The organism is Streptomyces sp. NPDC088553 (assembly GCF_044752965.1).
GTDB lineage: Bacteria > Actinomycetota > Actinomycetes > Streptomycetales > Streptomycetaceae > Streptomyces.
The window spans coordinates 96,067-121,722 of the sequence record NZ_JBIVMG010000017.1 but is presented as its reverse complement, the minus strand read 5'-3'; the positions used below and the strand labels follow the sequence as shown (position 1 = coordinate 121,722).

Here is a 25,656-nt window from a genome sequence, read left to right as displayed (position 1 = left end):
GCCCAGCCGAGCCGCCTGCGCCGCCGTACGCGGATCGCCCATGGAGGCGGCGAGCGCGGCCAGCCGAGCCCAGCGGAGCCGCGCCGCCCGCGCAGTCAGAGTCCCAGGTCATCCGCGCCGTCCGCGTCGCGCCCGCACCACCCCTGTACGCCCGCCCGCCCGCACCACCCCCGTACACCCGCCCGTCCGCACCACTCCCGTACACCCGCCCGTCCGCCCGCAGCCCTTCCGGAGAGAGACGCCATGACCCCGTCCGCACGGCCCCAGCCCCTGCGCAGCAGTCCCGAGCCCTCCCGCCGGGTCCTGCTCACCACCGGATCCTCCGACGCCCACACCTGGAACCTCGTCCACCTCCAGCTCTTCCTGGAGGAGCACGGGCACTCCGTGCTCAACCTGGGCCCCTGCGTCCCCGAGCAACTGCTCGTCGACACCGCCCGGATGACCAGCCCCGACCTCGTCGTGCTGTCCTCCGTCAACGGCCACGGCCACCAGGACGGGCTGCGCGCCGCCCGCGCCCTGCGCGCCGACCGCAAGACCCGCACCCTCCCCATGGTCATCGGCGGACTGCTCGGCATCTCCCCGGAGGGCGCCGCCACCCGCACCGCCGAACTCCTCGACGCCGGATACGACGAGGTGTACGCGGACGGCACCCCGCCCACCGCCCTGCTGCGCCGGCTGGCCGATCTCGGCGGGGCGTGTACCGGGCGGGCCGCGGCTTGACGACCTCCGCCCCGCCCCCGACCGCCCCGGGCGATCTCGGCGCCTTCGTCCAGGAGTCGGCCGCGGCCGGTGAACTGGTCGTCCAGCCCCGGATGGGGATGGTCGCGCCCGAGGTGATGGCCGGCGGAGTCGCCGCCGTCGCCGCCCTGCCCGAAAGGACCGTCGCCACCCTCACCATCGACAGCTACACCCGCGTCGGCGACCACGCCGCCGCCACCGCCGCCCTACGCGCCGGCCGGCCCCTCAACGGGTTCCCGCTGGTCAGCCATGGCCCGAAGACCACCGCGCGGGTCGCCGCCGCGGCCGGACACGCCACCCCCGTCCAGGTCCGGCACGGCTCCGCCGACCCGCTGGCCATCTTCCGCACCATGGCCGCCGCCGGGCTCTCCGCCTCCGAGGGCGGCCCCGTCTCGTACTGCCTGCCCTACGGCCGTACCCCGCTCGCCGAATCCGTCGCCGCCTGGCGCGACTCCGTCCAGTTCCTCACCGAGGAGAGCCGCGCGCACGGCCGCCGGGCCCATCTCGAATCCTTCGGCGGCTGCCTCCTCGGACAGCTCTGCCCGCCGTCGCTGCTCGTCGCCGTCTCGCTCCTGGAGTGCCTCTTCTTCGCGGCCAACGGCGCCACCAGCGTCTCCCTCAGCTACGCCCAGCAGACCCATCCCGCGCAGGACGCCGGCGCGCTCACCGCGCTGCGGCTGCTGACCGACGAGTTCCTGCCGCCGTCCGTCGACCGCCACATCGTGCTCTACACGTACATGGGGGTCTACCCGAGGACCGTGCCCGGCGCCCGGCTGCTGCTGCGCCGCAGCGCCGAACTGGCCGTACGGGGCGGGGCCCAGCGCCTGATCGTGAAGACCGAGACCGAGGCGCACCGCATCCCGACCGTCGAGGAGAACCTGACCGCCCTGCGGATCGCCGCCGACGCCGCCCGCTCCGCGCCCCGGCGCGGCACGCACCAGGGCCCCGGGCCCGCCGCCGAGGCCGACGCCGAGGAGACGCTCGTCGAGGCGCGGGCCCTGGTCACCGCCGTCCTCGGGCTCTCCGACGACCTCGGCGTCGCCCTGCTCAAGGCCTTCGACCGCGGCCTGCTCGACGTGCCGTTCTGCCTGCACCCCGACAACCGGGGCGCCGTCCGGTCCACCGTCGCACCGGACGGGCGCCTGCAGTGGACGGATCTGGGCGCGCTGCCGCTGCTCACCACCAGCAGGAGGACCGTTCCGATGACCTCACGCCAGCTCTCCGGCATGCTCGGCCGGGTCGCCCGTGAGCACGACCTGGCCGCGGCCACGAACCCGCCGCCGGAGCCGGCGCCGCGGGGCACCCCGGCGCCGTCCGCTGAGCCGCTGCGGATCGCGTTCGTCGGCATGGGCCCGCGCGGCCTCTCCGTACTGGAGCGGCTGGCGGCCCGCTGCGCCGAGACGCCTCCCGCCCGGCCGATCGAGGTCTTCGCCGTGGATCCCTACGAGGCGGGGGCCGGGCGGATCTGGCGGACGGACCAGTCGCCGTGGTTCCTGATGAACACCCCGGCGCAGGAGGTCACCATGTTCTCCGGGCCGGCCGACGACGGGCCGCACCGGCCCGGCGCCGGACCGTCCCTCGGCGAGTGGTGGGCCGACGACGACCCGGCGGGAGCCGAGCCCGAGGGCTACGCGCCCCGCGCCGTCTACGGCCGCTACCTCACCCATGTCATGCGGCGGATCGAGGAGACCCTGCCGCCCTCCCTCACCGTCCACCGCGTCCCCGCCCGGGTGATCTGCGCCGACCGGGGCCGCGGGGACGGCGCACCGGACGGAACCACCCACCGGCTGAGACTCGACCGCGGTGACGTCCTCACCGTCGACCGGGTGGTCCTCGCCACCGGCCATCCCGTCAACGAGCTCGACGCGGACCAGCGCGCCTGGACACGGTTCGCCCGCGAGCACAGCACACCCGCCCGGCCCGTCCGCCACATCGTCGGCGGCTCGGCGAGCGAGATGCCGCTCGCCGAGATCCCGGCGGGCGCGAGCGTCGGCATCCTCGGCATGGGGCTCACCTTCTACGACATCCTCACCGAGCTCACCCTGGGGCGCGGCGGCACCTTCACCGAGGGCGGCGAGGGTCTGCTCTACCTGCCCAGCGGCAAGGAGCCCCGGATCCTCGCGGGTTCACGCGGGGGAGTGCCCCTGCTCACCCGGGGCGCCAACCAGAAGGGACCCGAACACCGTTATCGGGCACGGCTGTTCACCGCCGAGCGGATGGCCGCGCTGCGGGCGGAGAAGGCGCCCCTCGACTTCGAGGAGTCGGTCCTGCCGTGGCTGCTGGCCGAGGTCAACCTCGTCCTCCTCGCCACCCGGATCCGTCAGGTCCACGGCCCCGAAGCCGCCGACGAGTTCACCGAGCGCGGTGTGCAGGCCCTCGCCGCCCGGCCCGAACCCCGGCCCGACCCCAGGGTCCTGGAACGGCTCGCCGCCGGGTACCGCGTCGACGCCCGGCCGATCGCCGGACTCGACGCGCTTGCCCGGCCGTTCGGCGGCCGGCGCTTCGGCTCCCCGGCCGAGTACCACAAGGTGCTCACCGAGTGGCTGCGCGCCGACCTCTTCGAGGCGCGCCAGGGCAATGCCGACGGGCCCCTGAAGGCGGCCGCCGACGTCCTCCGGGACGTCCGGCAGACGATCCGTACCGTCGTCGACTTCGGCGGACTCACCCCGGCCTCGCATCGCTGGTTCCTCGCCGAGTTCGGCCCGGTCGCGGCGATGGTCTCCACCGGGCCGCCGCAGCTGCGCTCGGAACAGTTCCTCGCGCTGCTCGCGGCCGGGGTCCTCGAACCGGTGGGCCCCGGCGCCCGGTTCGGAGCGGATCCCGTCGAGGGACGGTTCGTGGTGGAGTCGGCGCAGGTGGAGAATTCCTGGGTGCCGCTGGACGTGGTCGTGGACGCCCGGGTGCCGGGCACCGACCTGACCGCCGACCGGGACCCGCTGATCCGGTGCCTGATGGCGGACGGGGAGATCCGTACCTTCACCAACGCGGTCGACGGGGCCGGGGAGTTCGCCACCGGCGGCCTGGACTGCACCGACTCCCCGTTCCACCCGGTGCGGGCTGACGGCTCGGTGGACACCGGCACCCATGTCCTGGGCATTCCGACCGAGTTCACCCGCTGGTTCACACAGGTGGGCAGCGGCCGGCCGGGCCCGTGGGGCTCGTTCACGCGGGACGCGGACGCGATCGCGGAGGCGCTGGTGAAGGGTGCGGCGGACCCGGGACCCGCGCGGGTGAACCGCCCGGCCGCCGGCCGCGCGCTGCTCGGGGGCGTGCGGTGAACGGTGCCGCCGCAACACCCGCCCACGAGGAGTACCGGGCCGCGCGGGACCTGCTGCTGCGGCTGCGCGGCGACCGGGAGGCGGCCTGTGCCGCCTTCCGGTGGCCGCGCGCCGAGCACTTCAACTGGGCCCTCGACTGGTTCGACGTCATCGCCGAGGGCAACGGCCGGCCGGCCCTCGAAATCCTCGGCCACCCGGGTCCGGACGGCGGCGTCCCCGTCGTCGACCGGGTGTCGTTCGCCGAACTCTCCAACCGTTCCGACGCGTTGGCGACGGCGCTGCGCGAGCGCGGGGTCGTACGGGGCGACCGCGTCCTGATCCTGCTCGGCACCCGCGTCGAGCTGTGGGAGACCCTGCTCGGGTGCATCAAGCTCGGCGCGGTCGTCGTCCCCGGCTACCAGGACCTGACGGCGGCCGAGGCGGCCGACCGGATCGGCCGGGGCGGCATCCGGCATGTGGTGAGCGCACCCGAACTCGTGCCGCTGCTCGACGAGTTGAGTGGAGCGGGAGCGGTGCCGGGGGTCCGGATGGCCGTCGGCGGTGGGGACCGGGCGGGCTGGGTCCCGTACCCCGACACCCGCCGACCCGGGCGGACCCGCTTCGACCCGTCCGGGCCGACCCGCGCCGCCGACCCGTCCTTCTGCTACTTCACCTCCGGGACGACCTCGCTGCCCAAACTCGTCGAGCACAGCCACGCGGGATACGGCGTCGGGCACCTCTCCAGCCTGTACTGGAGCGGCCTGCGCCCCGGCGACCGGCACCTCAACCTCTCCGCGCCCGGCTGGGCCAAGCACTCGTGGTCGAGCTTCTTCGTCCCTTGGGCGGCGGAGGCGACCGTGCTCGCACCCCCGGACGGCGGCCTCCCGCCGGCCGTGCTGCCGGGCGTCCTCGCCGCCCACCGCGTCACCAGCTTCTGCGCGCCGCCCAGCGCGTGGCGGTCGCTGCTCCCGTACGTGAGCGGCGGCGCGGCGGCACCCCGGCTGCGCGAGGCGACGGCGGCCGGAGAGCCCCTGACCGCCGAGACGGTGCGAAGGATCGAGACGGCCTGGGGCGTACGGGTCCGCGACGGCTACGGCCAGACCGAGGCCACCGCCCTCATCGGCCGCGCCCCCGGCGGGCCGGAACCACTCGCCCCGCTCGGGCACCCGCTCCCCGGTTACCGGATCGTGCTGCGCGACCCCGAGACGGGGGAGCGGGGCGAATGCGGCGAGGTCTGCGTCGATCTGACGGAGCGTCCGCCCGGCCTGATGCGCGGGTACGCGGGGCTGCCCGAGCGCACGGCGGAGGCGTTCGCCGACGGTCTGTACCGGACGGGGGACCGGGGTGAGCGGTGTGCGGACGGCTCGATCCGGCTGCTGGGACGGATGGACGAGGTCTTCAAGTCCCACGGCCACCGGGTCTCCCCGATGGAGATCGAGGCGGTGCTCCGCACCCACCCTGAGGTGGCCGACGCGGCGGTGGTGCCGTGCGAGGACCCGGAGGGCGGGCTCGCCCCGTACGCGGTCGTGGAACTCCGGCCGGGGCGGCGGGAGCTGATCACCGATGCGCACGGGCGCATCGGCGCGGAACTCCTCGCGCTCGCCGCCGAGCGGCTCGCGCCGGTCTTCGTGCCGCGCGGGGTCGAGGTGATCCCCCACCTCCCGCGCACCCGCTCGGGCAAGGTGCGACGGAACGAACTGCGCCCGGGGGCGCCCGTCACGGGCTGACGGCGAACGACCCCCACCGCCCGCCCCGACCCCCACCGCCCGCCCCGACCCCCACCGCCCGCCCCGACCCCCACCGCCCGCCCCGACCCCACCTGCGCCCGGTCGGCAGGGCCGGGCCCGCGGCGTCTGCCCGAGTGGCAGGGTCGGGCTCCGGCATCCCCCCGGTCGGCGGGGTCGGGCTCCGGCATCCCCCGGCTGGCGGGGCGAGGTCCCCGGCATCCGCACGAGCGGCAGAGCCGGACCCCGGCGCCGCACGACCGGCAGGCCGGGCGGGGCTCGGACGCCCGCCCCCGCCCCCGACCCGGCGCCAGGCGAGCCCCGGCGCCCCACCCGCCCCTACACCCCCGCCGTCTCCCTCTCCGCCGTCCGGAGGAGGATCTCCGCGACGCCCCTGGCCCGTACCGCCGCCTCCGGCGTTCCCTCGCGGAGGGCCGTCACGATCGCTCCGTCGCCGAGGAGGGCCAGCTGGCGGGCCAGGGCCCCGTGGTCGCGGTAGCCGCCCTCGGTGAGCAGGCGGTCCAGGACCGCGATGACCTTCTCCTTGTGCTCGGCCGCCACATGGTGGGCCGGGCTGTCCGGATCGGCCGTCTCGACCATCGTGTTGATGAAGGCGCAGCCGCGGAACGAGGCCGCGGCGAAGCGTTCCGCCAGGCCGTCGAAGAGCGCCAGCGGCAGCTCCTCGGGGGAGCGCTCGCTCACCGCGATCCGGCCGTCCAGCCAGGCGCGCCACATGCCGTCCCGGCGCCGCAGGACCTCGACGACGACGTCGTCCTTGCTGGGGAAATGGCGGTAGAAGGAGGCGCGGCCCACTCCGGACTCGGACAGGATCCGCTCGATGCCGACGGCCCGGATCCCCTCTTCGTAGAACAGACGCTCCGCCGCGCTGAGGAGCCGTTCTTTCGCGTTCGTGGCCATACCAGACGGTACCACTCGGTGCCGTATAGGTGATCCCGCAAGCAAAAAGGGGAGTGGCGGCCTCCCGTTGCGCCAAATGGAACCGATCGGTACCGTCTCGATGGTACCGATCAGTTCCGTCTTGGTCCGGCTCAAGGAGAGCTCCATGCCCCGCCTGCCCCAACTGACCGTAGAGACCGCCGACGAGGAGCAGCGCGAGCTGCTCGAAGGCACCCTCAAGCAGCTCGGCAAGCTGCCCAACCTGTACGCCGCCCTCGCCAACGGCCCCGCCGCGCTCCGCGGTTACCTCGCCATGCGCGAGGCCCTCGTCGGCGGCAGCTTCAGTGCCCGGCAGCGCGAGCAGCTCGCGCTCTTCATCGCGCAGCACAACGACTGCACCTACTGCGTCTCCGCGCACACCCTTCGCGGCGGCAAGGTCGGCCTGAGCGAGCAGCAGCTGCTCGACACCCGTCACGGAATCGACGCCGGCGACCCGCACATGGACCAGGTGCTCCGCTTCGCCGGCGCCGTCATGGCCACCGGCGGCCGCGTCACCGACGCGTCCCTCGCCGACGCCCGCGCCGCCGGTGTCACCGACGCCGAGATCGCCGAGATCGTCGGCCACGTCGCGCTCAACGTGCTGTCGAACTTCTTCAATCACGTTGCGCAGCCGGACTTGGACTTTCCGTTGGTCCCGGCCCGGCTCGCCGAGTAGAGTCTTCGCGGCCGTGCAGGGGTGCCGGGCGCGAAGGGGCGTCCGGCACCCCTGCGGCTTGTGTGACAACCGACTGGGGCGATCGAAGCGGGTGGACGACCAACCACCTGATGCGAGGAACTGCCGCCTGCGCGGCAGGGGGGAATTTCACGTGGACATCGACGCAAGAACCCTTCGGACCTTCCGCGAGGTGACCTTGACCGGGTCGTTCACCCAGGCGGCGCGACGCCTCGGGTACTCGCAGTCCAGCGTCACGGCACAGATGCGTGCCCTGGAGCGGCAGGTCGGCGAGCCCGTCTTCGAACGGCTCCCCAACGGCGTCCGGCTGACCCACGCCGGCACCGTTCTGTGCGACTACGCCCGCCAGATCCTCACCCTCGTCGGTGAGATGGAGACCGCCCTGCGCCGGCCCGCGGCCAACCCGCCGCGGCTGACCGTCGGCATCGTCCCCGCCCTCGCGTACGGACAGCAGCTCGCCCGGGTCACCCACATCGGGCGACGGCTCCTCTCCGGCGTCCAACTCGCCCTGCGCGTCATGGGAACCGCCGAGGTCCACGACGCCTTCCGGGCCGGTGCGATCGACGGCGCCCTCGTCCTCACCGTCGTCGACGCCGAGGACCCGGCCGTCCAGCTCGCCGACCAGCTGCACACCGAGCGCTCCGACGAACTGACCGAAGTTCGTCTCCAGGAAGTCGAGTTCATCCCCGTCACCAGCGTCGGCCACCGACGCGGCAACCTCGGCCGGCAGGTCGTCATCGCCGACCCCGACTGTCCCTCCCAGCGCTGGCTCCCCGAATTCCTCCGACTGCGCTGCGACAGCCCGCCCGAGATACACGAACTCGGCTCCATGGCCGGCGTCCGCGCCGCCACCCAGTCCGGCCTCGGCTGCGCCATGCTCCCCATGGCCCTCGCCGCCTCCCACCAGGAGGCCGGGGGACTGCGCCCGCTCCCCGGGGTGCCCCGGATGCGCTGGAACGCCTCCCTCGTCCTCGGCCGCTCCGACACCCGGCCCGCCCTCGACTGGCAGAACCTGACGGAGACCCTCCGTCAGGCCACCGCCCTCTCCTGCGCGGTCCACCCCGGCGAGCCCGGCCCCGCGAGCCCGGTCGACGTGCTCGGCGACGCGGCCCCGGCCCTCGACCCGGACCCGAGCATCGCCTCGTAACGCCCCACCCCGGAGACTCGTCACCCCTCCACCCACAGACCGGTGCCACGGCGCACCGCCGTCTCCCCCCGGCCCCACCCCCGACCGGGTCCCAACGGGAGCGACGGAGCGCCGTGGCACCTCCTTCGCGGCCGGCGGCGCCCCTCCACAGAGGCGACGGCGGCGAGCACCCCCGGCGTCCGACACCGGTTCGCCGGGGGTGCGAGCGGCTACAGCCCGGGGCCGTTGTAGGCGCCGCGGTGCGGCTTGGTGGTCGCGGACACCGGGTTCCCCCAGTAGTCGCGGCCCCCGCTGCCGCTGATCACGGAGCCGTTGTTCAGCGCCGGCGACGTGGCGCGGAGCTTGTACCCGTCGGCGGAGTCGAGCGAGTCGCCGCCCGTGCCCGGGTTCACGAAGTGCGGGTCGCCCGCGATGCCGTTGGCGGTCGGCCTCGGCACGCCCTGGAAGACGTTCCAGAGCCAGGAGATCCCCGCGGCCGTCGGCAGCCGGGAGTCGGTGGTGCCCACCCAGATGTTGTTCTCGACGACGCTCTCGTCGGGGAGGGTGATGCTGAACTTCTTGTCCGTGCAGTAGAGGACGTTGTTGTACATGCGCAGCGCGGACCGGCCCGCGCTGACGCTGCTCATCCGGCAGTCGTTCTCGGAGATGTTGTAGCGGATGACCTGCTGGGCGCCGCCGATCGTCCCGCAGCCGTCGCAGTCGAGGAAGAAGCCGCCGATGTTGTCGCGGCTGAGGTTGTACTGGATCAGACAGGTGCCCGTGTTGCCCCAGTCGCAGTCGAAGGCCTGGCTGTCGGCCACGGACATCCGCGTGATCCCGTACACGGCGTTCTTCTGGATGGTCGGGTTGTGGTCGCCGAGCACCCAGATGCCGGCGAAGTTGCCGCCGGAGAAGGGGTAGACGCCGTTGCCGACGCCGGAGGCGTTGTTGTACTGGATCATGGGCGCGTCGGCGTAGCTCGCGATGATGCCGTCGCCGCCGACGTCCTTGATGACGTTGTACTCGATCAGGACCCCGGAGCCCTTGACCGCCATAGCGCCGACGCGGATCTTGAGGCCGCCCCCGCCGGTGTTGGTGATCTGGTTGTGGTGGACGTGGACGTCGTGGAGGGTCGAGTTCGTGCCGCTCGCCCCCGTGACGATGCCGGCGGACTGGACGAAGTCCTCGGTGGTCGGGCTGTTCTTGCTCGTCTGGCCGGCGACACGGTCGACGACGAGATCGCCGATGTCGAAGCCGCGGTGCGCCTGTCCGTCGGTCGCGGAGATCCGCAGTCCGGTACGGCGGGCGAGGGAGGCGGCGGGGTTGGTCAGCTTCAGGCCGCTGATCCGCCAGTGGTCCTGATCGGTCAGGGAGACGGCGTCCGGAGCGCCGCCGCCGTCGATGACGGGACGTGCGCCGGTGCCGTAACGCGTCAGCGTGATGGGGGCGGTGGCGGTGCCGGAGCCCTTGGGGGCGAGGGACCCGGTGCAGGTGGTGCCGGACGCGAAGGCGAGGGTGTCCCCGGCCGCGTACGTCCTCCCGTTTGCCTGGGCGATGCTGTTCAGCGGCGAGGCCTGGCTGCCGTCGCCGGCGGCCGGACGCGAGCAGTCCACGTAGGTGGTGCTCCCGGTGGCCGAGGCGGACGGGGTGGGGAGGGCGACGCTGCCGGCGAGGGCGAGTGCGACGGCGACGAGCCCGCCGACCGTCGCACGCCGCCCCGGGAATGCCTCCATGGTCATGACGCGACACCTTTCTCGAGGGCTGGTGCCGCCAGAAGCTAGGTGGGGCCGATGAGCGAGTCAATGCAGAAGTGTCGAATGATCGAATATCGATCAGGATGCGGTTGATTGGTCGACTCGCGGGGTGGAGTGGTCGTCCCGTACGGGACGAGGAGGCGAGGCCCGGGGGACGGCTCCCCGTCATGCCCGATGGCTACAGTGGGGGCACGATGACACGTTTTCGCGAGAGCGTTCGATCCCTGCTGCGCGAGCAGGTGCTCGACGCCGCCTATCGCCTCGTCGCCGCCGACGGCTGGGGCGGGCTGCGCATGACCTCCATCGCGCGCGCCGCCGGCATCAGCCGCCAGACCCTCTACAACGAGTTCGGCTCGAAAGAGGCCATCGGCCAGGCCCTGGTCCAGCGCGAGCTGGAGGGCTTCCTGCTCGGCATCCAGGGCGAACTCGACTCGCACCGGGGTGAGTTGGAGGCCGCGGCCGCCGCCGGGGTCGGCTACACGCTCCAGCAGGCCGTGGACAACCCCCTCGTCAAGGGCGTCCTGCTCGCGGACCGCGGCGGCGAGGACGACCTCCTCGCCTACCTCACGACCCGACCGGAACCGGTCTTCGGTACGGCGATGACGATGCTCGACGCGTACGCGGTCGAGGCCTGGCCCGATGTGGACGAGGAGTCCCGCGGACTCGCGGTCGAGACGATCGTGCGGCTCACCGTCAGCCACATCGTCCAGCCGGTGGCGTCCCCGGAGGAGTCGGCACGGCGCATCGCCGCGATCACGGCGAGGATCGCGTACCCGGGCGGCAGGGCCTGACGGAAGGTACGAAGAGGCCCGGTGTCGGACACGGGGGATCTCCGGCACCGGGCCTCAGTTGAAAATTCTACTAGACCCGTGGGAGTGGTCTGCACCACCTGCGCCCATCGCCGGCCGACGGGCGAAGGACGGCCGCGTGGGGTAAAAGTCCCCTGAGGCACGGATGCGGTCGACCGGGGTTCTCGCCCCTCCGCCGCGCCCCCGGTGACGACGACGAGGAGGCCGCCGTGGAAGGCAGAAGCAAAGGGTTCGTGCAGTCCTTCAACCGTGCCGGTGGGTACGGGTTCGTCGTTCCCGTGGGCTCCGAGGAACAGGTCTACTTCAGCGCCGAGGACATCGAGGGCGAGGCCCGCGTGCTCTCCGAGGGGCAGCAGGTCTCCTTCGTCCTGGTCCTCGGCGACGGCCGCTTCGAGGCGAAGGAGCTGCGCGTCTGACGGGCGGGCCGGTGCGGGTTCGCCACCGGCGGCGCCCCGGGTGGGAGGGCCGGGCCGGGCCCCGGGCGGGGGTGTGCGCCGGTGACCCTCGCGTGCGGCTGAGGGCCGCCCGTCCGCCTGCCTACGATGGGCCCATGTCTGAGCGCGTAGATCCCGCGGCCGCGGCCGCGTCCCGGCCGCACGAGCGGACGCCGGGGGCGCTCGAACTCTCGGCGGCGGCGGAGGTGTTCGGCCTGCTCTCCGACCCCACCCGGCTGCACCTGGTCTGGCTGCTCACCCGCGGCGAGGCCGATGTGACCGCCCTGACGGAGGCCTGCGGGGCCGCGCGCCCCGCCGTCAGCCAGCACCTGGCCAAGCTGCGCCTCGCCGGGCTCGTCCAGTCCCGCAAGGACGGACGCCGGGTCGTGTACGCCATGCCGGACGGGCACCTGAAGCGGCTCGTGGTCGAGGCGATCAGTCGCGCCGATCACGAGGTGAGCGGCGAGCCCTGGCACGACTGAGGGCTCACCGCGACTCCCTGGCATCAACATGTGCGCAAGTGTGCACATGTCGGCTACGTTGGTGACGTCCACAGTCCGCCGTGGCCGACCGGGGCGTCCTCATGCTGTCCGTGCTGCGCAACCCCACCTACCGCCGTCTGTTCGGCGCGCAGGTCGTCGCCCTCACCGGCACCGGCCTGGCGACCGTGGCCCTGAGCCTTCTCGCGTACGACCTGGCGGGCGCGAACGCCGCCGCCGTCCTCGGCACCGCCCTCGCGATCAAGATGGCCGCCTACGTCGCCCTCGCCCCGCTCGTCGGCGCCCTCGCCGACCGCGTACCCCGGCGGGCGCTGCTCGTCTCCATGGACCTGGCGCGCGCGGCGGTCGTGCTCGCCCTGCCGTTCGTCAGCCGGGTCTGGCAGGTGTACGTCCTGATCCTGCTGCTCCAGGCCGCCTCGGCCGCCTTCACCCCGGCCTTCCAGGCGACGATCCCGCGGGTGCTGCCCGACGAACGCGACTACACCGGCGCCCTGTCGCTCGCCCGGCTCGCCTACGACCTGGAGAGCCTGGCGAGCCCGATGCTCGCCGCCGCGCTGCTGACGGTGGTCCCGTACGCCTGGCTCTTCGCCGGCACCGCCGCGGGGTTCGTCGCCTCCGCCCTCCTGGTCCGCACGACGACCCTGCCCGGCCCCGACCCGGAGCCGGACCCCGCCCCGGGCCAGGAGCCGAAGTCCGCAGGTGGCGCGGTCCCCTGCCCCCGTGCGTACGCCAGGGCCGTCTCCGGGATCCGGCTCGTCCTCGCCGCCCCGCGGCTGCGGGCCCTCCTCGCCCTCGACCTGGCCGTCGCGGCCGCCGGGGCCGTCGTCCTCGTCGACACCGTGATCCTCGTCCGCGACACCCTCGGCCGCCCGGTCGGGGACGTACCCCTCGCACTCGGCGCGTACGGCTCGGGCTCCATGGCGGTGGCCCTGCTGCTGCCGCGCGTCCTGGAGCGGGGCGGCGACCGCGTGGTCATGGTGCGGGCCGGCTTCGTCCTGCCCGGGGCCCTGGGGCTGCTCGCCCTCGGCCTCACGGTCACGCCCGGAGCCTGGTCCTGGCCCGCCCTGCTCGTGGTCTGGCTGGTCACGGGCGCCGCGGGCTCGGCCGTGCTGACCCCGGGCGGCCGGGTGGTGCGCGGCTCCGTCCGGGGCAGCGACCTGCCCGCCGCCTTCGCGGCCCGGTTCTCCCTCTCGCACGCCTGCTGGCTGCTCACCTACCCGCTCGCCGGCCTGCTCGCCGCGACGACCGGCCCGGCCGCTTCGGCCGCCGTGCTCACCGCCGTGGCCCTCGCGGGGGCCACGGCCGCGGCGAGGCTGTGGCCGCACGCGGACCCGGCCACGAGCCGGCGGGCGCCCGCCCCCGCCGCAGAGGCCCCCGCCGCGGCGGCCCCGGCCCTTGAAGCCCCCGCCCCCGCCTCCGCTCAGCGCGGCAGCCGCATCTCCAGGCCGCCTCCTCGATGTCCACCACCATCACCACCGGCGCCGTCGGCGTCCTCGCGGCGGCCGTCCTCGCCACCCTGGTGATGCGGGACAGCAAGCCGGCGCCGACCGGCACCGCGGACGCCACCGACATCACCGACGAGACGGAGAAGGCGGAGGTCACCGTCTGACGCGGCCCAGCCCGACCCGCCTTCGCGAAGGAGCCGGTACCCCCGAGGGGGCACCGGCTCCTTCGCGTCCCCGCGCCGGGCTACTCGCCCGGCGCCGGCGGCAGCGCGTCCATGAACGAGCTCACCGAGAACACCGCGCGCCCCGGACCGGCCGGCCCGTACCCGGGCGGCGCCGTCAGGCCGTACTCCTCCAGCGTCGCCGTGTACGCCTCAAGGAGCCGCAGGTGGTACTCCAGCGGTGCCCCGTCCGGGTTCTCCCGGCCCAGCGGGGTCGTCGGCTCCGGGCACCAGGTGGTGAACCGGGGCGTGATCCCGCGCGACATGAAGAACCGCAGGCCCTCCCGGGTCGAGGCGATCGCCTCGTCCACCGTCAGGAAACCGGAGGGCTTGGCCATCTCGACGCCCGCGACGAAGTTCGGGATGACGTTGCGCGGCCCGAAGATCTCGGCGGAGTCCAGGATCCGGCGGTGCCACTCGTCCCGGCCGATGTAGCGCTCCTTGCCGGGGCAGTACAGCTCGAACAGCCGGCGGTCCCACACCTCGTAGTTCGGGTGGTAGATCCGGATGCCGTAGTCGTGGAACCGCCGCACGTCCTCCTTCGGCAGCGCCTGCGCGACCACCTTGCCGATCCATCGGCCCGGGAACCGCTCCTCGATCGCGCGCGCGTACTGGCCGTAGAAGTCGGCCTCGTCCTTCCCGCCGACCTGGGACGTGACCGCGCCGCCCGTGAGGGTGTACGCGGTGGAGGTGCGGGCGGTGTCGTGGCGGTCGATGATCTCCAGGGCCTCCAGGACCTCGTCGACCGGCTTCACCCCGGTGTACGGGCGGCCCGCCGCCTTGTGCTGGCGCCAGTTGTGGTTGATGTCGCAGTACTGGCACTCCTCCTTGGCGCCGAAGTACTGGCAGACCCGGAAGACCGTCAGATAGATCAGGTAGCCCCACTGGATGGTCGGCGCGACCTCCATCACGGACTTGCCGTTCGCCAGCGGGTGCCGGTAGTACTCCGGCATCGGCGGCAGACCGACGTCGGCGATCCTGACGCCGTCGAGGAACAGCGCGAGCGCCCCGTCGGCGTCCGGCGCCACCCGGTAGGGGGACGACGGGTTGACCCGTACCGACACCACCGTGCGGCGGAGCCCGTACGGCCCGCCCGTGAGCACGATCTCCTCCGGCGGGCGGTTCAGGGCCGCCTCACCGAGCTCCGGCAGCGTGCGGTGGTCGAAGGAGAAGATGAAGTACGACTTCGGCTTCACCTCGCCCCCCTCGTTCCCGCTCAGCGCGGACGGGTCGAAGGCGAGCCCGCCGCGCAGCAGGTCCTCCTTGAACACGGCCTCCGGAGGGACTCCGGGGAAGCGGTCCATGAGGGATTCGACGACGGCGGTACGGGTCGGGGCGGCGCTGGACACAGGCGGATCTCCAGGTGAGAGACGACGGAGCCGACACACCTCACGCTACGCGCGCGTGCGTCGGTCTCGTCGACCGGGACCCGCCCGGCGGCCGGGGGAAAAGGGGGGCTGCGCGCCGCCGGCTACTTGTTGACCGTGAAGCCCTGGTCGTTGCCGTACGTCACGCCGGCCTCCTGCCACCGCTTCAGACCGTCGGTGAGCGTGGTGGGGGAGACGTACGCCTTGCCCACGGTGTCGTTGAAGATCGAGTTCGCGTACACCTGGTACGGCAGGTAGGACCAGTCCTCGCCGACGTTGCGGGCGGACTCGGCGAAGATCCGGTTGGCCTGCTGGCCGCCGAAGTACGGGAAGGCGGTGTCGAGGAACGCCTTCGACTCCAGGTCCGCGCGGGTCGCGGGGAAGGCGCCCGCGGCGACCCGGGCACTGGCTCCGGCGCCCGTGGTCGCGAACTCCGTGAAAGCGTAGGCGAGTTCCTTGTTCTTGGCGGCCTTCGGCACGGCGAGCGAGCTGCCGCCGTTCTCCGCGCTGGTCTTGTCGCCCTTCGTCCACTGAGGCAGCGGTGCGACCCGCCAGTCGCCTGAGGCGGAGGCGACCCCGGACGTCAGGTTGGCCGGCATCCAGGCGCCGATGGAGAGGGTGGCGAGGGAGCCGTCGGCCAGGCCCTTGTACCAGGCGTCGCTCCACGAGCTGATCGGCGCGACCAGCTTCTCGTCGAGGAGCTTCTGCCACGTCGCGGTGTACTTCCTGGTGCCCGCGTCGCCGAAGTCGATCGTGACGTCCGTGCCGTCGGTCCGGTACGGACGGCCGCCGGCCTGCCAGATGAGGCTGGTGGTGGCGCCGGCGTCACCGGTGTCGTTGGTGATGAAGATCTTGGGGTCGGCCTTGTGGAGGGCGCGGGCCGCCTCCACGTACTCGTCCCAGGTCGTCGGCACCTTGATGCCGTGCTTGTCGAAGACCTTCTTGTTGTAGAAGAACGCCATGGGGCCCGAGTCCATGGGCAGGGCGTAGACGGCCTTGTCCTCGGTGACGGCGTTCCACGGGCCGGCGGTGAACGTCGTGCCGTACTTCTGGGCGCCGTAGGAGGCCAGGTCCTCGACGGACTTGCCGATGGTGAACTGGCCGAGCGCGTAGTACTCGACCTGCGCCACGTCGGGTGCGCCGGAGCCGGCCGCCATCGCGTTCTGCAGGGCGGTGTACTGCTTGTCGCCGGTGCCCGCGTTGACCAGCTCGATGTCGACCGCGGGGTACTTCTTCTCGAAGTCCTCCGCCACCTTCTTGAGCGTGGGCTCCCACGCCCACACGGTCACCTTGCCGCCCTTCGCGAGCGCGGCCGCGACGTCCTTCGGTCCGCTGTCGCCACCGCCGTCCGAGGCGTCGGAGCCGCAGGCCGTGGCGGTCAGCGCGAGCGTGGAGACGACGGCGAGGGCGCCGAGGAGGCGGCGGGTGATGTGCGTTCTCATGGGCTGTGCTCCTGGTCGAGGGTACGGCGGAGAGAGGGAAGGAAGGGGTGCGGAGGGGAGGGGGGGGCGGAGGGGCTATTCCTTGACGCTGCCCGCGGCCAGGCCGGACTGCCAGTACCGCTGGAGCAGCAGGAAGACGGCGACGATCGGCACGATCGTCAGCAGGGAGCCGGTGATGATGAGGTCGAACACGGCCTCGCCGCCCGCCGTCTGGGCCTGGGCGTTCCAGGCGTTGAGGCCGAGGGTCAGCGGGTACCAGTCGGGGTCCTTGATCATGATCAGCGGCAGGAAGTAGTTGTTCCAGGTCGCGACCATCGAGAACAGCAGCACCGTGACGGTCCCCGGCATCAGCAGCGGCAGCGCGATCGTGAAGAAGGTCCGCAGCTCGCCGGAGCCGTCGATGCGCGCGGCCTCCAGGAGTTCGGTGGGGACGGACTCGGCGGCGAAGACCCACATCAGATAGAGGCCGAACGGCGAGATCAGGGACGGGATGATCACGGCCCACGGGGTGTTCGTGAGACCCATGTTGCTGAACATCAGGAAGGTGGGGACGGCGAGCGCGGTGCCGGGCACAGCCACGGCCCCGAGGACCACCGCGAACACCGCACGGCGGCCCGGGAAGTCGTGCGTGGCGAGGGCGTACCCGCCGAGGACGGCGAGGACGGTGGCGCCGCCCGCGCCGGCGACGACGTACAGCAGGGTGTTGAGCAGCCAGCGGACGAAGACGCCGTCGTCGTACGAGAGGGTCCGGCCGATGTTGTCCCAGAAGTGGCTGTCGTCGGCGAACCAGAGTCCGAAGGAGTCGAGCAGTCCGTTCTGGTCCTTGGTGGCGTTGATGACCAGCCAGGCGAGCGGCAGCAGGGTGTAGACGAGGACGAGGCCGGTCACGAGGGTCAGCGGCACGCTGGGGCGGGGGTTGAGCGGGGTGTGCGGGGGGCGCTTCCGGCGCTTGTCGGTGCCGGTACTGGTGCCGGTTCCGGCGTCCGTACGGGTGCGGGCCTCCGCGCCGGATCCGGGGGTACGCGGGGCGGTCGGCGTACCGGATCCGGAGGCGGTGCTGGTGAGGGAGGTGGTCATCGGCTCAGCCCTTCCGCATGCCGCGCAGCTGGACCGCGTAGGCGATGATCGCGGTGAGGACACCCATCACGATCGCCACGGTCGCCGCGTAGTTGTGCTGCTGGCCCGAGAAGGACAGCGAGTAGGTGTAGAGGTTGGGGGTGAAGTCGCTGGTGATCGCGTTGGGGGCGAGCTTCTGCAGGATGCTCGGCTCGTTGAAGAGCTGGAAGCTGCCGATGATCGAGAAGATGGTGGCGATGACGAGCGCGCCGCGGATCGCGGGCAGTTTGATCGAGGTGACGACCCGCCACTCGCCGGCGCCGTCGATGGCCGCGGCCTCGTAGAGCGAGCGGGGGACGACCTTGAGCGCGGCGTAGAAGATCAGCATGTTGTAGCCGACGAACTCCCAGGTCACGATGTTGCCGATGGAGGCGAGCACCAGGGAGGGGGAGAGCGGGTCCGGCAGGGAGATCCCGAACGCGTCGTCGACGTTCCCGACGAGGCCGAACCGCGTGCCGTACATGAAGCCCCAGATGAGGCTGGCGACGACGGCCGGCACGGCGTAGGGGAGGAAGATCGAGACGCGGAAGAAGGTCCTGCCGTAGAGCCGGCCGCTGTCGATCGCGAGGGCGACGAGCAGCGCGATGCCCAGCATGACGGGCACCTGGACCAGGAGGAAGAGGCCGACCCGGGTCAGCCCCTCCCAGAAGCGGGGGTCGGTGAGCGCCTTGCCGTAGTTGTCGAGGCCGACGAAGGAGGTGCCGCCGATGAGCCGGTCCTGGAAGAGGCTCAGGTACAGCGCGTATCCGATCGGCGCGAGGAAGACGAGGCCGAAGACCGCGACGAACGGGCCGGCGAATCCCCAGCCCACGAGGGCCTCCTTGCGGAGACGGAAGCGAGCTCGTGGGCGGGGCGGTGGTGCTGCCGTAGCGCGCGTCGACAGGAGCGTCATGGCGGGGTTCCTTGCGTCGGTGACCGAGCGGGTCCGGAGACGGGGAGCGGGGCGGGGCGGGATGAACGATGCGTGAGCGGTGGCGCAGGCGAGGCGAGAGGGCCTGGCGGCCGTGAATCGGCCCCGCGTGGGCTGGCCGACGAGAAATGTTTACGTAATCATCGGTAGCGTGATGGTGACACTCCCACTGGGGGGCGTCAAGCACGGAGCAGCGGTGAATGAGAGGGATTCGGGTGGCGGAGAAGAACACGGCAGGCGGCTCGGCGACGGCCGGCGGCGACGGTTCGCGAGGAGCGCGCGGCAGGCCGCGCCGGGTCTCCATGGCGGACGTCGCCCAGCTCGCGGGGGTCTCCTCGCAGACGGTCTCGCGCGTCTCCAACGGTGACGCGGCCGTCGTCGAGAGCACCCGCGCGAAGGTCCTCGACGCCATGAGGGAGCTGGGCTACCGGCCCAACAGCGCGGCCCGCGCCCTCAAACGCGGCGAGTTCCGGGCCATCGGCGTCATCACCATGGGCCTCTCCAGCACCGGCAACGTCCGCACCCTGGAGGCCATCGCCGGATCGGCCTCCCGGGCGGGATACGCGGTCACCCTCATCCCGCTCGACGCGCCCACCCAGGACAACGTCAGGGGCGCCTTCACCCGGCTCGACGAACTGGCCGTCGACGCCGTCGTGCTCATCATGGAGGTCCACCTCCTCGACACCGCGTCGCTGACCCTTCCCCCGCACGTCAAGGTGGTCGTCGTGGACTCCGACGCCACCGGCCGCTTCCCCGTCGTGGACGCCGACCAGCGGCAGGGCGCCCGCACGGCGGTGCGACACCTGCTCGACCTCGGGCACACCACGGTCTGGCACGTCGCGGGCCCCGAGGAGTCCTTCGCGGCCGGCCGCCGTGCGGAGGCCTGGGAGGCGGTCCTGCGCGAGGAGGGGCGGAAGGTGCCGCCCGTCCTGCGCGGGGACTGGACACCCGAGTCCGGTTACGAGGCGGGGCTCCGGCTCGCCGACGAGCCCGGCTGCCGTGCGGTGTTCGTGGCCAACGACCAGATGGCCCTCGGCGTGCTCCGGGCCTTCCACGAGCGGGGAAGACGGGTGCCCGAGGACGTGAGCGTCGTCGGTTTCGACGACATCGCGGAGGCGGCCTCCTTCATCCCGCCGCTGACCACCGTGCGCCAGGACTTCGCGCGGGTGGGCGAGTTGTGCGTGGACGCGGTGCTGCGGGAGCTGCGCGGCGAGACGGTCACGGGGGTACGCCTCGTCCCGACGACCCTGACGGAGCGGGCGAGCACGGGGGCGCCGGGGCGGTGAGCCGGGGTCTCCGCCGGGGGCGGGGGCGAGGCCCGTGCGGGGCACGGGAGGGCTCCCGATGGCGGTGGCGGGCGCGCGAGGCCAGGTCGAGGCCCCCGGGGCGGGTGCGGGTGAGGCCAGGTCGAGGCCCCCGGTGGGGGTGGGTGCGGGGGAGGCCAGGTCGAGGCCCCGGGTGGGGGCGGGTGCGGGGGAGGCCGGGCCGAGGCCCCCGGTGGGGGCGGGCGCGGGTGAGGCCAGGTCGAGGCCCCCGGTGGGGGCGGGTGCGGGGGAGGCCAGGCCGAGGCCCCGGTGGGGCGGGTGCGAGGGGTGTCAGGCCGAGGTCCCCGGTGGTGGCGGGTGCGAGGGGGAGCCGGCTTGGTGGTGGCGGGTGCGAAGGAGGTCAGGTCGACGACGTCCCCGGTGGTGGCGGGTTCGGGGGTTGGCCGGGCCGAGGCCCCGGTCGTGGCGCGGGCCGTGGGCGTCAGGCCGAAGTGCCCGGTGGTGGTGGGGCCGTGCTCGACCGGACCACCAGGACCGGTTCCACCGCCCTGCGGCGGGGGCCGTCCGTGCGGCCCTCGATCTGGTCGAGCAGCAGCGCGACGCAGTGCCGCCCGACCACCTCGAAGTCCTGGTGCACGGTCGTCAGCGGCGGATGGAGATACGCGGCCTCGGCGATGTCGTCGAAGCCGGCCACACTGATGTCCCCGGGCACGTCACGCCCCGACTCGCGCAGGGCCCGCAGCATGCCGAGCGCCATCTGGTCGTTGGCGGCGAAGACGGCGGTCACCTCCCGCCGGCGGGCGATGCCGAGGCCGGCCCGGTAGCCGGACTCCGCAGTCCAGTCCCCGTACAGCACCGGGGGCACGGGCGCGCCCGCGGCGGTCAGGGTGCGCTCCCAGGACTCGGAGCGCCGCCGCGCCGCGAACGAGTCGCGTGGGCCCGCCAGATGCCAGACCGTCCGGTGCCCGAGGCCGAGGAGGTGGCTCACGACGCCGTGCGCGCCGTGGGCCTGGTCGAAGTCGACGTTGGGATACCGGTGGCCGGTGTCGCCGTCGGCGACGACCACCGGCATCGACGGGGGGAGATGGAGCGACGGGGTGTCGAGCATCTGCGACTCGATGAGCACGATGCCGTCGACGGACTGCAGCATCAGATGCTGGAACGCGCGCCGGACGGCGGCCTCCGTCTGGGCCCTGACGCCCATGAAGTTGACGGAGAAGTCCGCCTCGCGGGCGGCGTCGGCGATCGCGGCCAGGGTGCGGGCGTTGCCGTGCGCGCCGACGTCGAAGCTGACCACGCCCAGGGCGCCGAACCTGCCCGTGACCAGGGCGCGGGCCGCCGTGTTGGGGCGGTAGCCGAGCGTCTGCATGGCGGAGAGCACCTTCTCGCGGGTGCTCGCGTCGACGTTCTCACGGTTGTTCGCCACGCGTGACACGGTCTGCGAGGAGACGCCCGCCATCGTGGCGACGTCCGCCATGGAGGGCCACTGCCGGGCCGGCCGCGACCGCGGGGACTTCGTCTTCCTGTCCGTCACCACGCACGGGACCTTCCGGAGGGAACTGGAGGCCACCGCGCGCGGGGGCCGTACTGCGTGACTGCCGTACTGCGTGCATGTTGACGCAAACATCTGGGGCGGTCAAACCCTCGTGGATGTCGTCCGATTCCTTGACAGTCCGATTCGCCCCTCCCAGACTCTCCCCCGGACCGCTCGTGTTTACGCGAACATCGAAGGGCGACACCTCCGCGAAACACGGCGGTCGTCCAGGCCTCGGCGCGCGCGTTCCCGCCCCGGCCGGCTCCCCGCACCCCTGGTGCGTCCGGCCGTTACCGCCTCGCCTTCCCTCTCCCTCCCCACAGCCACGAGGTACGCGATCATGCGACGCACTCCCTCGGGGACGTTCAGGGCGCTCACCGCGCTCTGTGCCGTCCTCCTCTCCCTTCTCGGCTCCCTCCTCGGCCCGGGCGGTACGGCCCAGGCCGCCACGGCCACCGTCACCAACGCCACGCAGTTCACCGACCCGGCGGGAAACCCCGTGCACGCCCACGGCGGCGGAGTCGTCAAGGCCGGCTCGTACTACTACTGGTTCGGCGAGAACCGGAACGCGGACAACACCTTCCGGTACGTCTCCGCCTACCGCTCCACCGACCTGAGGACCTGGGAGTTCCGGAACCACGTCCTCACGCAGAGCACCGACCCCGAGCTGCGGTCGGCCAACATCGAGCGCCCCAAGGTCATGTACAACGCGGCCACCGGCCGGTTCGTGATGTGGATGCACACGGAGAACGCCACGGACTACGGCGAGGCGCGCGCCGCGGTCGCCGTCTCCTCGACCGTCGACGGCGACTACACCTGGCTCGGCAGCTTCCGCCCGCTCGGCCACATGTCCCGTGACATCACGACGTTCGTCGACACCGACGGCGCGGGGTACATGATCTCCGCCGCCAACGAGAACGCCGACCTCCACGTCTACCGGCTGACCGCCGACTACACCGGCATCGCGTCCCAGGTCCAGAAGCTCTGGCCCGGACAGTGGCGCGAGGCCCCGGCCCTCTTCCAGCGAGACGGCGTCTACTTCCTGCTCACCTCCGGCGCCACCGGCTGGTCCCCCAACCAGCAGAAGTACGGCACCGCGACCAGCGTCACCGGAACCTGGAGCGGTCTGAAGGACATCGGCGACGGGACCGCGTACGGCTCCCAGACCGCGTACGTCCTGCCCGTCCAGGGCACCGCCGGCACCTCGTACCTCTTCCTCGGCGACCGCTGGGGCAACTCCACGGGCGGCAACGTCAATGACTCCCAGTACGTCTGGCTGCCGCTCCGCTTCCCCACGAGCACCACCATGACCATGGACTACTTCCCGCAGATCACCGTGGACACGGCGGCCGGCACGGTGAAGGGTCTCGGCAGCTGGGAGACCCTCATCGCCGCGCACAGCGGGAAGTGCGCCGACGTCGCCGACCGGTCCACCGCCGACGGCGGCGCCCTCATCCAGTGGAGCTGCGGCGGCAACAGCGTCAACCAGCAGTTCTGGCTCCGGAGCGCCGGTGGCGGCCAGGTCCAGATCGTCGCCCGCCACAGCGGCAAGTGCCTGACCGTGAAAGGCGGTTCGGCCATCGACGGCGCCGCCGTCGCGCAGTACACGTGCGACGGGAGGGCCGGGCAGCGGTGGAGCGCGACCGGCGCGAGTACGGGCCTCCAGCTGGTCGCCGTCCACAGCGGCAAGTGCCTCGACGTCACCAACACGTCCACGGCCGACGGCACCGAGCTGGTCCAGTGGACCTGCAACAGCGGCGCCAACCAGCGGTGGAGCCGTACGACGGTCTGACCACGGCCGCCCGTGCGCGCTCGTCCGTGCGGGTTCGTCCACGTGCGCCCGCCCGTGCGTGTGTGTCCGAGCGCCCCCGCCCGCGCACGAGCGCCCCCCCCCGCACGCCAGTCCCCGCCCGCCCGACCCACACCGTCCCACCCCCCAGGGAGTGACCACGTGCAGCCCTCCTCCGCCCGAAGCGCCCCCGGGCGCCGACGGAACACCCGGCTCGGCGCCCTCGCCGCCACCGCCGCGCTCGTCCTGCCCACCGTCGCCGCCGCCCCGGCGGCCTCCGCGCCCACGGCGGTCGCCGCCGCGGCCGAGGCGCTGACCGTCCGGCCCGACCCCGGCTACCAGCAGCCCGCCTTCGAAGGGTGGGGGACCGCCCTCGCCTGGTTCGCGAACGTCACCGGCGGCTGGCCCGACGAGCGGCGCAACGCCCTCGCGGACGCCCTCTACAGCGCGGACGGCCTCGGATTCACGGTCGCCCGCTACAACATCGGCGGCGGCGACAGCCCCGAGACCGTCCCCTACATGCGCGCCGGCGGCGCCGTACCCGGCTACTGGAACCGGCCGGGAGCCGAGTCCCCCGACTGGTGGGACCCGGACGACCCCGCCCACTGGAACGACGCGGCCGACGCCAACCAGCGCTGGTGGCTCTCCGCCGCGAAGGCCCGCGGCGCCGACACCTTCGAGGCCTTCTCCAACTCCGCCCCGTACTTCATGACCCGCAGCGGTCTCGTCTCCGGCGCGACCGACCCCCGGCAGGACAACCTCCGCGCCGACCAGTACGAGCGGTTCGCCGCCTACCTCGCCGGTTCCCTCCGGCGCGCCGAGCAGGGCTCGGGCGTCACCTTCGACTCGATCTCCCCGGTCAACGAGCCGAACACCGACTACTGGCGGGCCGGCGGACGCCAGGAGGGCTCCCACTGGGACCCCGCCTCGCAGGCCCGGATGATCAGCACGCTGCGCGCCGCCCTCGACGCCCGGGGCGACACCACCCCGATCGCCGCCATGGACGAGACGAACCCGTCGACGGCCCGCGCGAACTGGGAGCGGTACGCACCCGCCGTCCGTGACTCCGTGGGCCGGATCAACACCCACACGTACGGGACGGGCGGGCGCACCGGCGTCCGCGACATCGCCAAGGGCGAGGCCACCCCGCTGTGGATGTCGGAGGTGGACCTCGGCGGCAGCGTGCCGCAGAGCTTCACCGACATGAGCCCGGGACTCGACCTGGCCCGCCGGATCAACGACGACATCAGAGAACTGGAGCCCCGCGCCTGGGTGTTGTGGCAGGCCGTCGAGGACTACGAGAACATGACGCCGGACCGGGAGAATTCCAACTGGGGCCTCATCCAGACCGACTTCACCCCCGCCGACGCGGCCACCGAACCGCTCCGCAGGAACAAGAAGTACGGGGTGATGGCCCAGTACAGCCGGTTCGTCCGGCCCGGTGCCCGCGTCCTGGCCACCGACGACCCCGACACCCTCGCGGCGGTACGGCCCGGAGGGCAGGGGCTGGTCCTCGTCCACACCAACCGGAGCGGGGCGGACCGTGAACTCACCCTCGACCTCGACGGTTTCGGGACCGTCGGCGGGACCGTCGAGCGCTACACCACCGACGCGACCCGGGACGTCCAGCGCGGTACGGACCTCGCCACGGCGGGCAGGACGTTGAAGGCCACCGTCGGCGCCGGCTCCGTCACCACCTTCGTCCTGCCGGGTGTCACGGGAGTGAACACCGCCGCCACGAGCGCGCCGGTCGGCCCGGTCCGGCAGATCCTCAACGACCACAGCGGGATGGCGCTCGCCGTCAGCTCCGCCGCGGGGCAGGACCGACCGGTGCAGCGCACGTCGAACCCGGCGGACCCCGCGCAGCAGTGGACCTTCACCAAGCTCTCGGCGACCGACTGGGGCAGCGACGCCACGTACCGCGTGACCAACGCCAGGACGGGCAGGGCGCTCGCGGTGACGTCCGGGACGCTCGGCTTCGCGGCCCCCGGAACCGGCGCCGAACAGCGGTGGATGCGTTCCACCACGGGCGACGGCCACGCCACGCTCGTCAACAGCGCGTCCGGCCTGCTCCTGGACGTCTTCGGCGCGGCGACGCACGACGGGGCCGAGGCGGGCGTCTACCGGCCGACGACCGGGGCCAACCAGTCCTGGACCTTCCGCACGGCCGCGCCCGACGCCTGGCGGGCGCCGGTGTTCCGGCACAGCTCCAAGTGCCTCGACGTGGCAGGTGGCTCGGCGGCCGACGGCGCGGCCGTCGTGCAGTACGGATGCAACGGGGGAGTGAACCAGCAGTGGGTGCTCCGGCCCACCGTGACCGGCTACGTGAGCGTCGTCGCCCGGCACAGCGGCAAGTGCCTCGACGTCAGCGGGGCTTCGACCGCCGACGGCGCCCAGGTGTTCCAGTACACCTGCAACGGTGGCCGGAACCAGGAGTGGGCGGTACGGCAGGCCGCCTCCGGCCACGTCACCCTCGTGGCGCGGCACAGCGCCAAGTGCCTGGACGTGGAGGGGTCTTCGGAGTCGGACGGGGCGTCTCTCCGCCAGTCCACCTGCACAGGCGGCACGAACCAGCAGCTGCGGTTCGCCTGACGG

21 protein-coding genes are annotated in these 25,656 nt (G+C 73.0%); 14 read left to right on the top strand and 7 right to left on the bottom strand.

Annotated features, from left to right (window positions below; all coding sequences use genetic code 11):
* The first annotated feature begins 243 nt into the window (after positions 1-243).
* From ACIP8Z_RS37210 to ACIP8Z_RS37200, 3 genes are read left to right on the top strand one after another with little or no spacing between them, the layout of a single operon-like run.
* Positions 244-720, top strand: coding sequence for a cobalamin B12-binding domain-containing protein (locus ACIP8Z_RS37210; protein ID WP_030326396.1), 477 nt, complete (start codon positions 244-246; stop codon positions 718-720).
* A complete protein-coding gene (locus ACIP8Z_RS37205) occupies positions 717-4,016 on the top strand; it encodes an FAD/NAD(P)-binding protein (protein WP_402091364.1) in 3,300 nt (1,099 codons plus the stop codon). Before ACIP8Z_RS37210 ends, ACIP8Z_RS37205 begins: the two co-directional genes overlap by 4 nt.
* Positions 4,013-5,722: an acyl-CoA synthetase gene (locus ACIP8Z_RS37200; RefSeq protein WP_402091363.1), complete on the top strand. Its 1,710-nt coding sequence runs from the start codon at positions 4,013-4,015 to the stop codon at positions 5,720-5,722. Before ACIP8Z_RS37205 ends, ACIP8Z_RS37200 begins: the two co-directional genes overlap by 4 nt.
* A gap of 336 nt (positions 5,723-6,058) precedes the next feature.
* Here the strand turns inward: ACIP8Z_RS37200 and ACIP8Z_RS37195 are convergent, their stop codons facing one another.
* Positions 6,059-6,637 (bottom strand): TetR/AcrR family transcriptional regulator, encoded by a 579-nt coding sequence (locus ACIP8Z_RS37195; RefSeq protein WP_402091361.1) that lies wholly within the window; start codon positions 6,635-6,637, stop codon positions 6,059-6,061.
* A 145-nt stretch (positions 6,638-6,782) separates the two neighbouring features.
* On the opposite strand from ACIP8Z_RS37195, the gene ACIP8Z_RS37190 reads away from it, so the two are divergent.
* Together ACIP8Z_RS37190 and ACIP8Z_RS37185 are read left to right on the top strand one after the other, a co-directional pair.
* On the top strand, positions 6,783-7,331 hold the full coding sequence (locus tag ACIP8Z_RS37190; protein WP_402091359.1) for a carboxymuconolactone decarboxylase family protein: 549 nt from the start codon (positions 6,783-6,785) through the stop codon (positions 7,329-7,331).
* A 13-nt stretch (positions 7,332-7,344) separates the two neighbouring features.
* On the top strand, positions 7,345-8,496 hold the full coding sequence (locus ACIP8Z_RS37185; RefSeq protein ID WP_402091357.1) for a LysR family transcriptional regulator: 1,152 nt from the start codon (positions 7,345-7,347) through the stop codon (positions 8,494-8,496).
* A 209-nt stretch (positions 8,497-8,705) separates the two neighbouring features.
* Here ACIP8Z_RS37185 and ACIP8Z_RS37180 read toward each other — a convergent pair whose 3' ends face one another.
* Positions 8,706-10,214 (bottom strand): right-handed parallel beta-helix repeat-containing protein, encoded by a 1,509-nt coding sequence (locus ACIP8Z_RS37180; RefSeq protein WP_402091355.1) that lies wholly within the window; start codon positions 10,212-10,214, stop codon positions 8,706-8,708.
* Between the two features lie 209 nt (positions 10,215-10,423).
* Between ACIP8Z_RS37180 and ACIP8Z_RS37175 the strand changes: the two genes are divergently transcribed.
* From ACIP8Z_RS37175 to ACIP8Z_RS37155, 5 genes are all read left to right on the top strand, one after another.
* Positions 10,424-11,020, top strand: a complete 597-nt coding sequence (locus ACIP8Z_RS37175; RefSeq protein WP_402091353.1) for a TetR family transcriptional regulator — start codon at positions 10,424-10,426, stop codon at positions 11,018-11,020.
* 227 nt (positions 11,021-11,247) lie between these two features.
* Positions 11,248-11,454: a cold-shock protein gene (locus tag ACIP8Z_RS37170; RefSeq protein ID WP_402091350.1), complete on the top strand. Its 207-nt coding sequence runs from the start codon at positions 11,248-11,250 to the stop codon at positions 11,452-11,454.
* Positions 11,455-11,588: 134 nt separating this feature from the next.
* A complete protein-coding gene (locus ACIP8Z_RS37165) occupies positions 11,589-11,954 on the top strand; it encodes a metalloregulator ArsR/SmtB family transcription factor (protein WP_030326370.1) in 366 nt (121 codons plus the stop codon).
* A gap of 101 nt (positions 11,955-12,055) precedes the next feature.
* Positions 12,056-13,495, top strand: a complete 1,440-nt coding sequence (locus tag ACIP8Z_RS37160; protein ID WP_402091401.1) for an MFS transporter — start codon at positions 12,056-12,058, stop codon at positions 13,493-13,495.
* Entirely contained in the window at positions 13,429-13,581 is a 153-nt protein-coding gene (locus ACIP8Z_RS37155; protein ID WP_402091348.1) for a hypothetical protein, read from the top strand. Before ACIP8Z_RS37160 ends, ACIP8Z_RS37155 begins: the two co-directional genes overlap by 67 nt.
* An 80-nt stretch (positions 13,582-13,661) precedes the next feature.
* On the opposite strand, the gene ACIP8Z_RS37150 is transcribed toward ACIP8Z_RS37155, so the two are convergent.
* From ACIP8Z_RS37150 to ACIP8Z_RS37135, 4 genes are all read right to left on the bottom strand, one after another.
* On the bottom strand, positions 13,662-14,942 hold the full coding sequence (locus ACIP8Z_RS37150; RefSeq protein ID WP_319321772.1) for a radical SAM protein: 1,281 nt from the start codon (positions 14,940-14,942) through the stop codon (positions 13,662-13,664).
* A 167-nt stretch (positions 14,943-15,109) separates the two neighbouring features.
* On the bottom strand, positions 15,110-16,447 hold the full coding sequence (locus tag ACIP8Z_RS37145) for an ABC transporter substrate-binding protein (RefSeq protein ID WP_402091346.1): 1,338 nt from the start codon (positions 16,445-16,447) through the stop codon (positions 15,110-15,112).
* A gap of 75 nt (positions 16,448-16,522) precedes the next feature.
* The gene (locus ACIP8Z_RS37140; RefSeq protein WP_402091343.1) at positions 16,523-17,524 is read right to left on the bottom strand and encodes a carbohydrate ABC transporter permease; all 1,002 of its coding nucleotides are present in this window, start codon (positions 17,522-17,524) and stop codon (positions 16,523-16,525) included.
* Positions 17,525-17,528: 4 nt separating this feature from the next.
* Positions 17,529-18,455: a carbohydrate ABC transporter permease gene (locus ACIP8Z_RS37135; protein WP_402091341.1), complete on the bottom strand. Its 927-nt coding sequence runs from the start codon at positions 18,453-18,455 to the stop codon at positions 17,529-17,531.
* A 320-nt stretch (positions 18,456-18,775) separates the two neighbouring features.
* On the opposite strand from ACIP8Z_RS37135, the gene ACIP8Z_RS37130 reads away from it, so the two are divergent.
* Positions 18,776-19,759 (top strand): LacI family DNA-binding transcriptional regulator, encoded by a 984-nt coding sequence (locus ACIP8Z_RS37130; protein WP_402091399.1) that lies wholly within the window; start codon positions 18,776-18,778, stop codon positions 19,757-19,759.
* A 460-nt stretch (positions 19,760-20,219) separates the two neighbouring features.
* Here the strand turns inward: ACIP8Z_RS37130 and ACIP8Z_RS37125 are convergent, their stop codons facing one another.
* Positions 20,220-21,215, bottom strand: a complete 996-nt coding sequence (locus tag ACIP8Z_RS37125; RefSeq protein WP_402091397.1) for a LacI family DNA-binding transcriptional regulator — start codon at positions 21,213-21,215, stop codon at positions 20,220-20,222.
* Between ACIP8Z_RS37125 and ACIP8Z_RS37120 the strand changes: the two genes are divergently transcribed.
* From ACIP8Z_RS37120 to ACIP8Z_RS37110, 3 genes are all read left to right on the top strand, one after another.
* Positions 21,154-21,333 (top strand): hypothetical protein, encoded by a 180-nt coding sequence (locus ACIP8Z_RS37120; RefSeq protein WP_402091408.1) that lies wholly within the window; start codon positions 21,154-21,156, stop codon positions 21,331-21,333. The two genes, ACIP8Z_RS37125 and ACIP8Z_RS37120, sit on opposite strands and share 62 nt — an antisense overlap.
* Positions 21,334-21,612: 279 nt before the next feature.
* The gene (locus ACIP8Z_RS37115) at positions 21,613-23,064 is read left to right on the top strand and encodes an RICIN domain-containing protein (RefSeq protein WP_402091339.1); all 1,452 of its coding nucleotides are present in this window, start codon (positions 21,613-21,615) and stop codon (positions 23,062-23,064) included.
* A gap of 159 nt (positions 23,065-23,223) precedes the next feature.
* Positions 23,224-25,653, top strand: coding sequence for an RICIN domain-containing protein (locus tag ACIP8Z_RS37110; protein WP_402091337.1), 2,430 nt, complete (start codon positions 23,224-23,226; stop codon positions 25,651-25,653).
* The last annotated feature ends 3 nt before the right edge of the window (positions 25,654-25,656 follow it).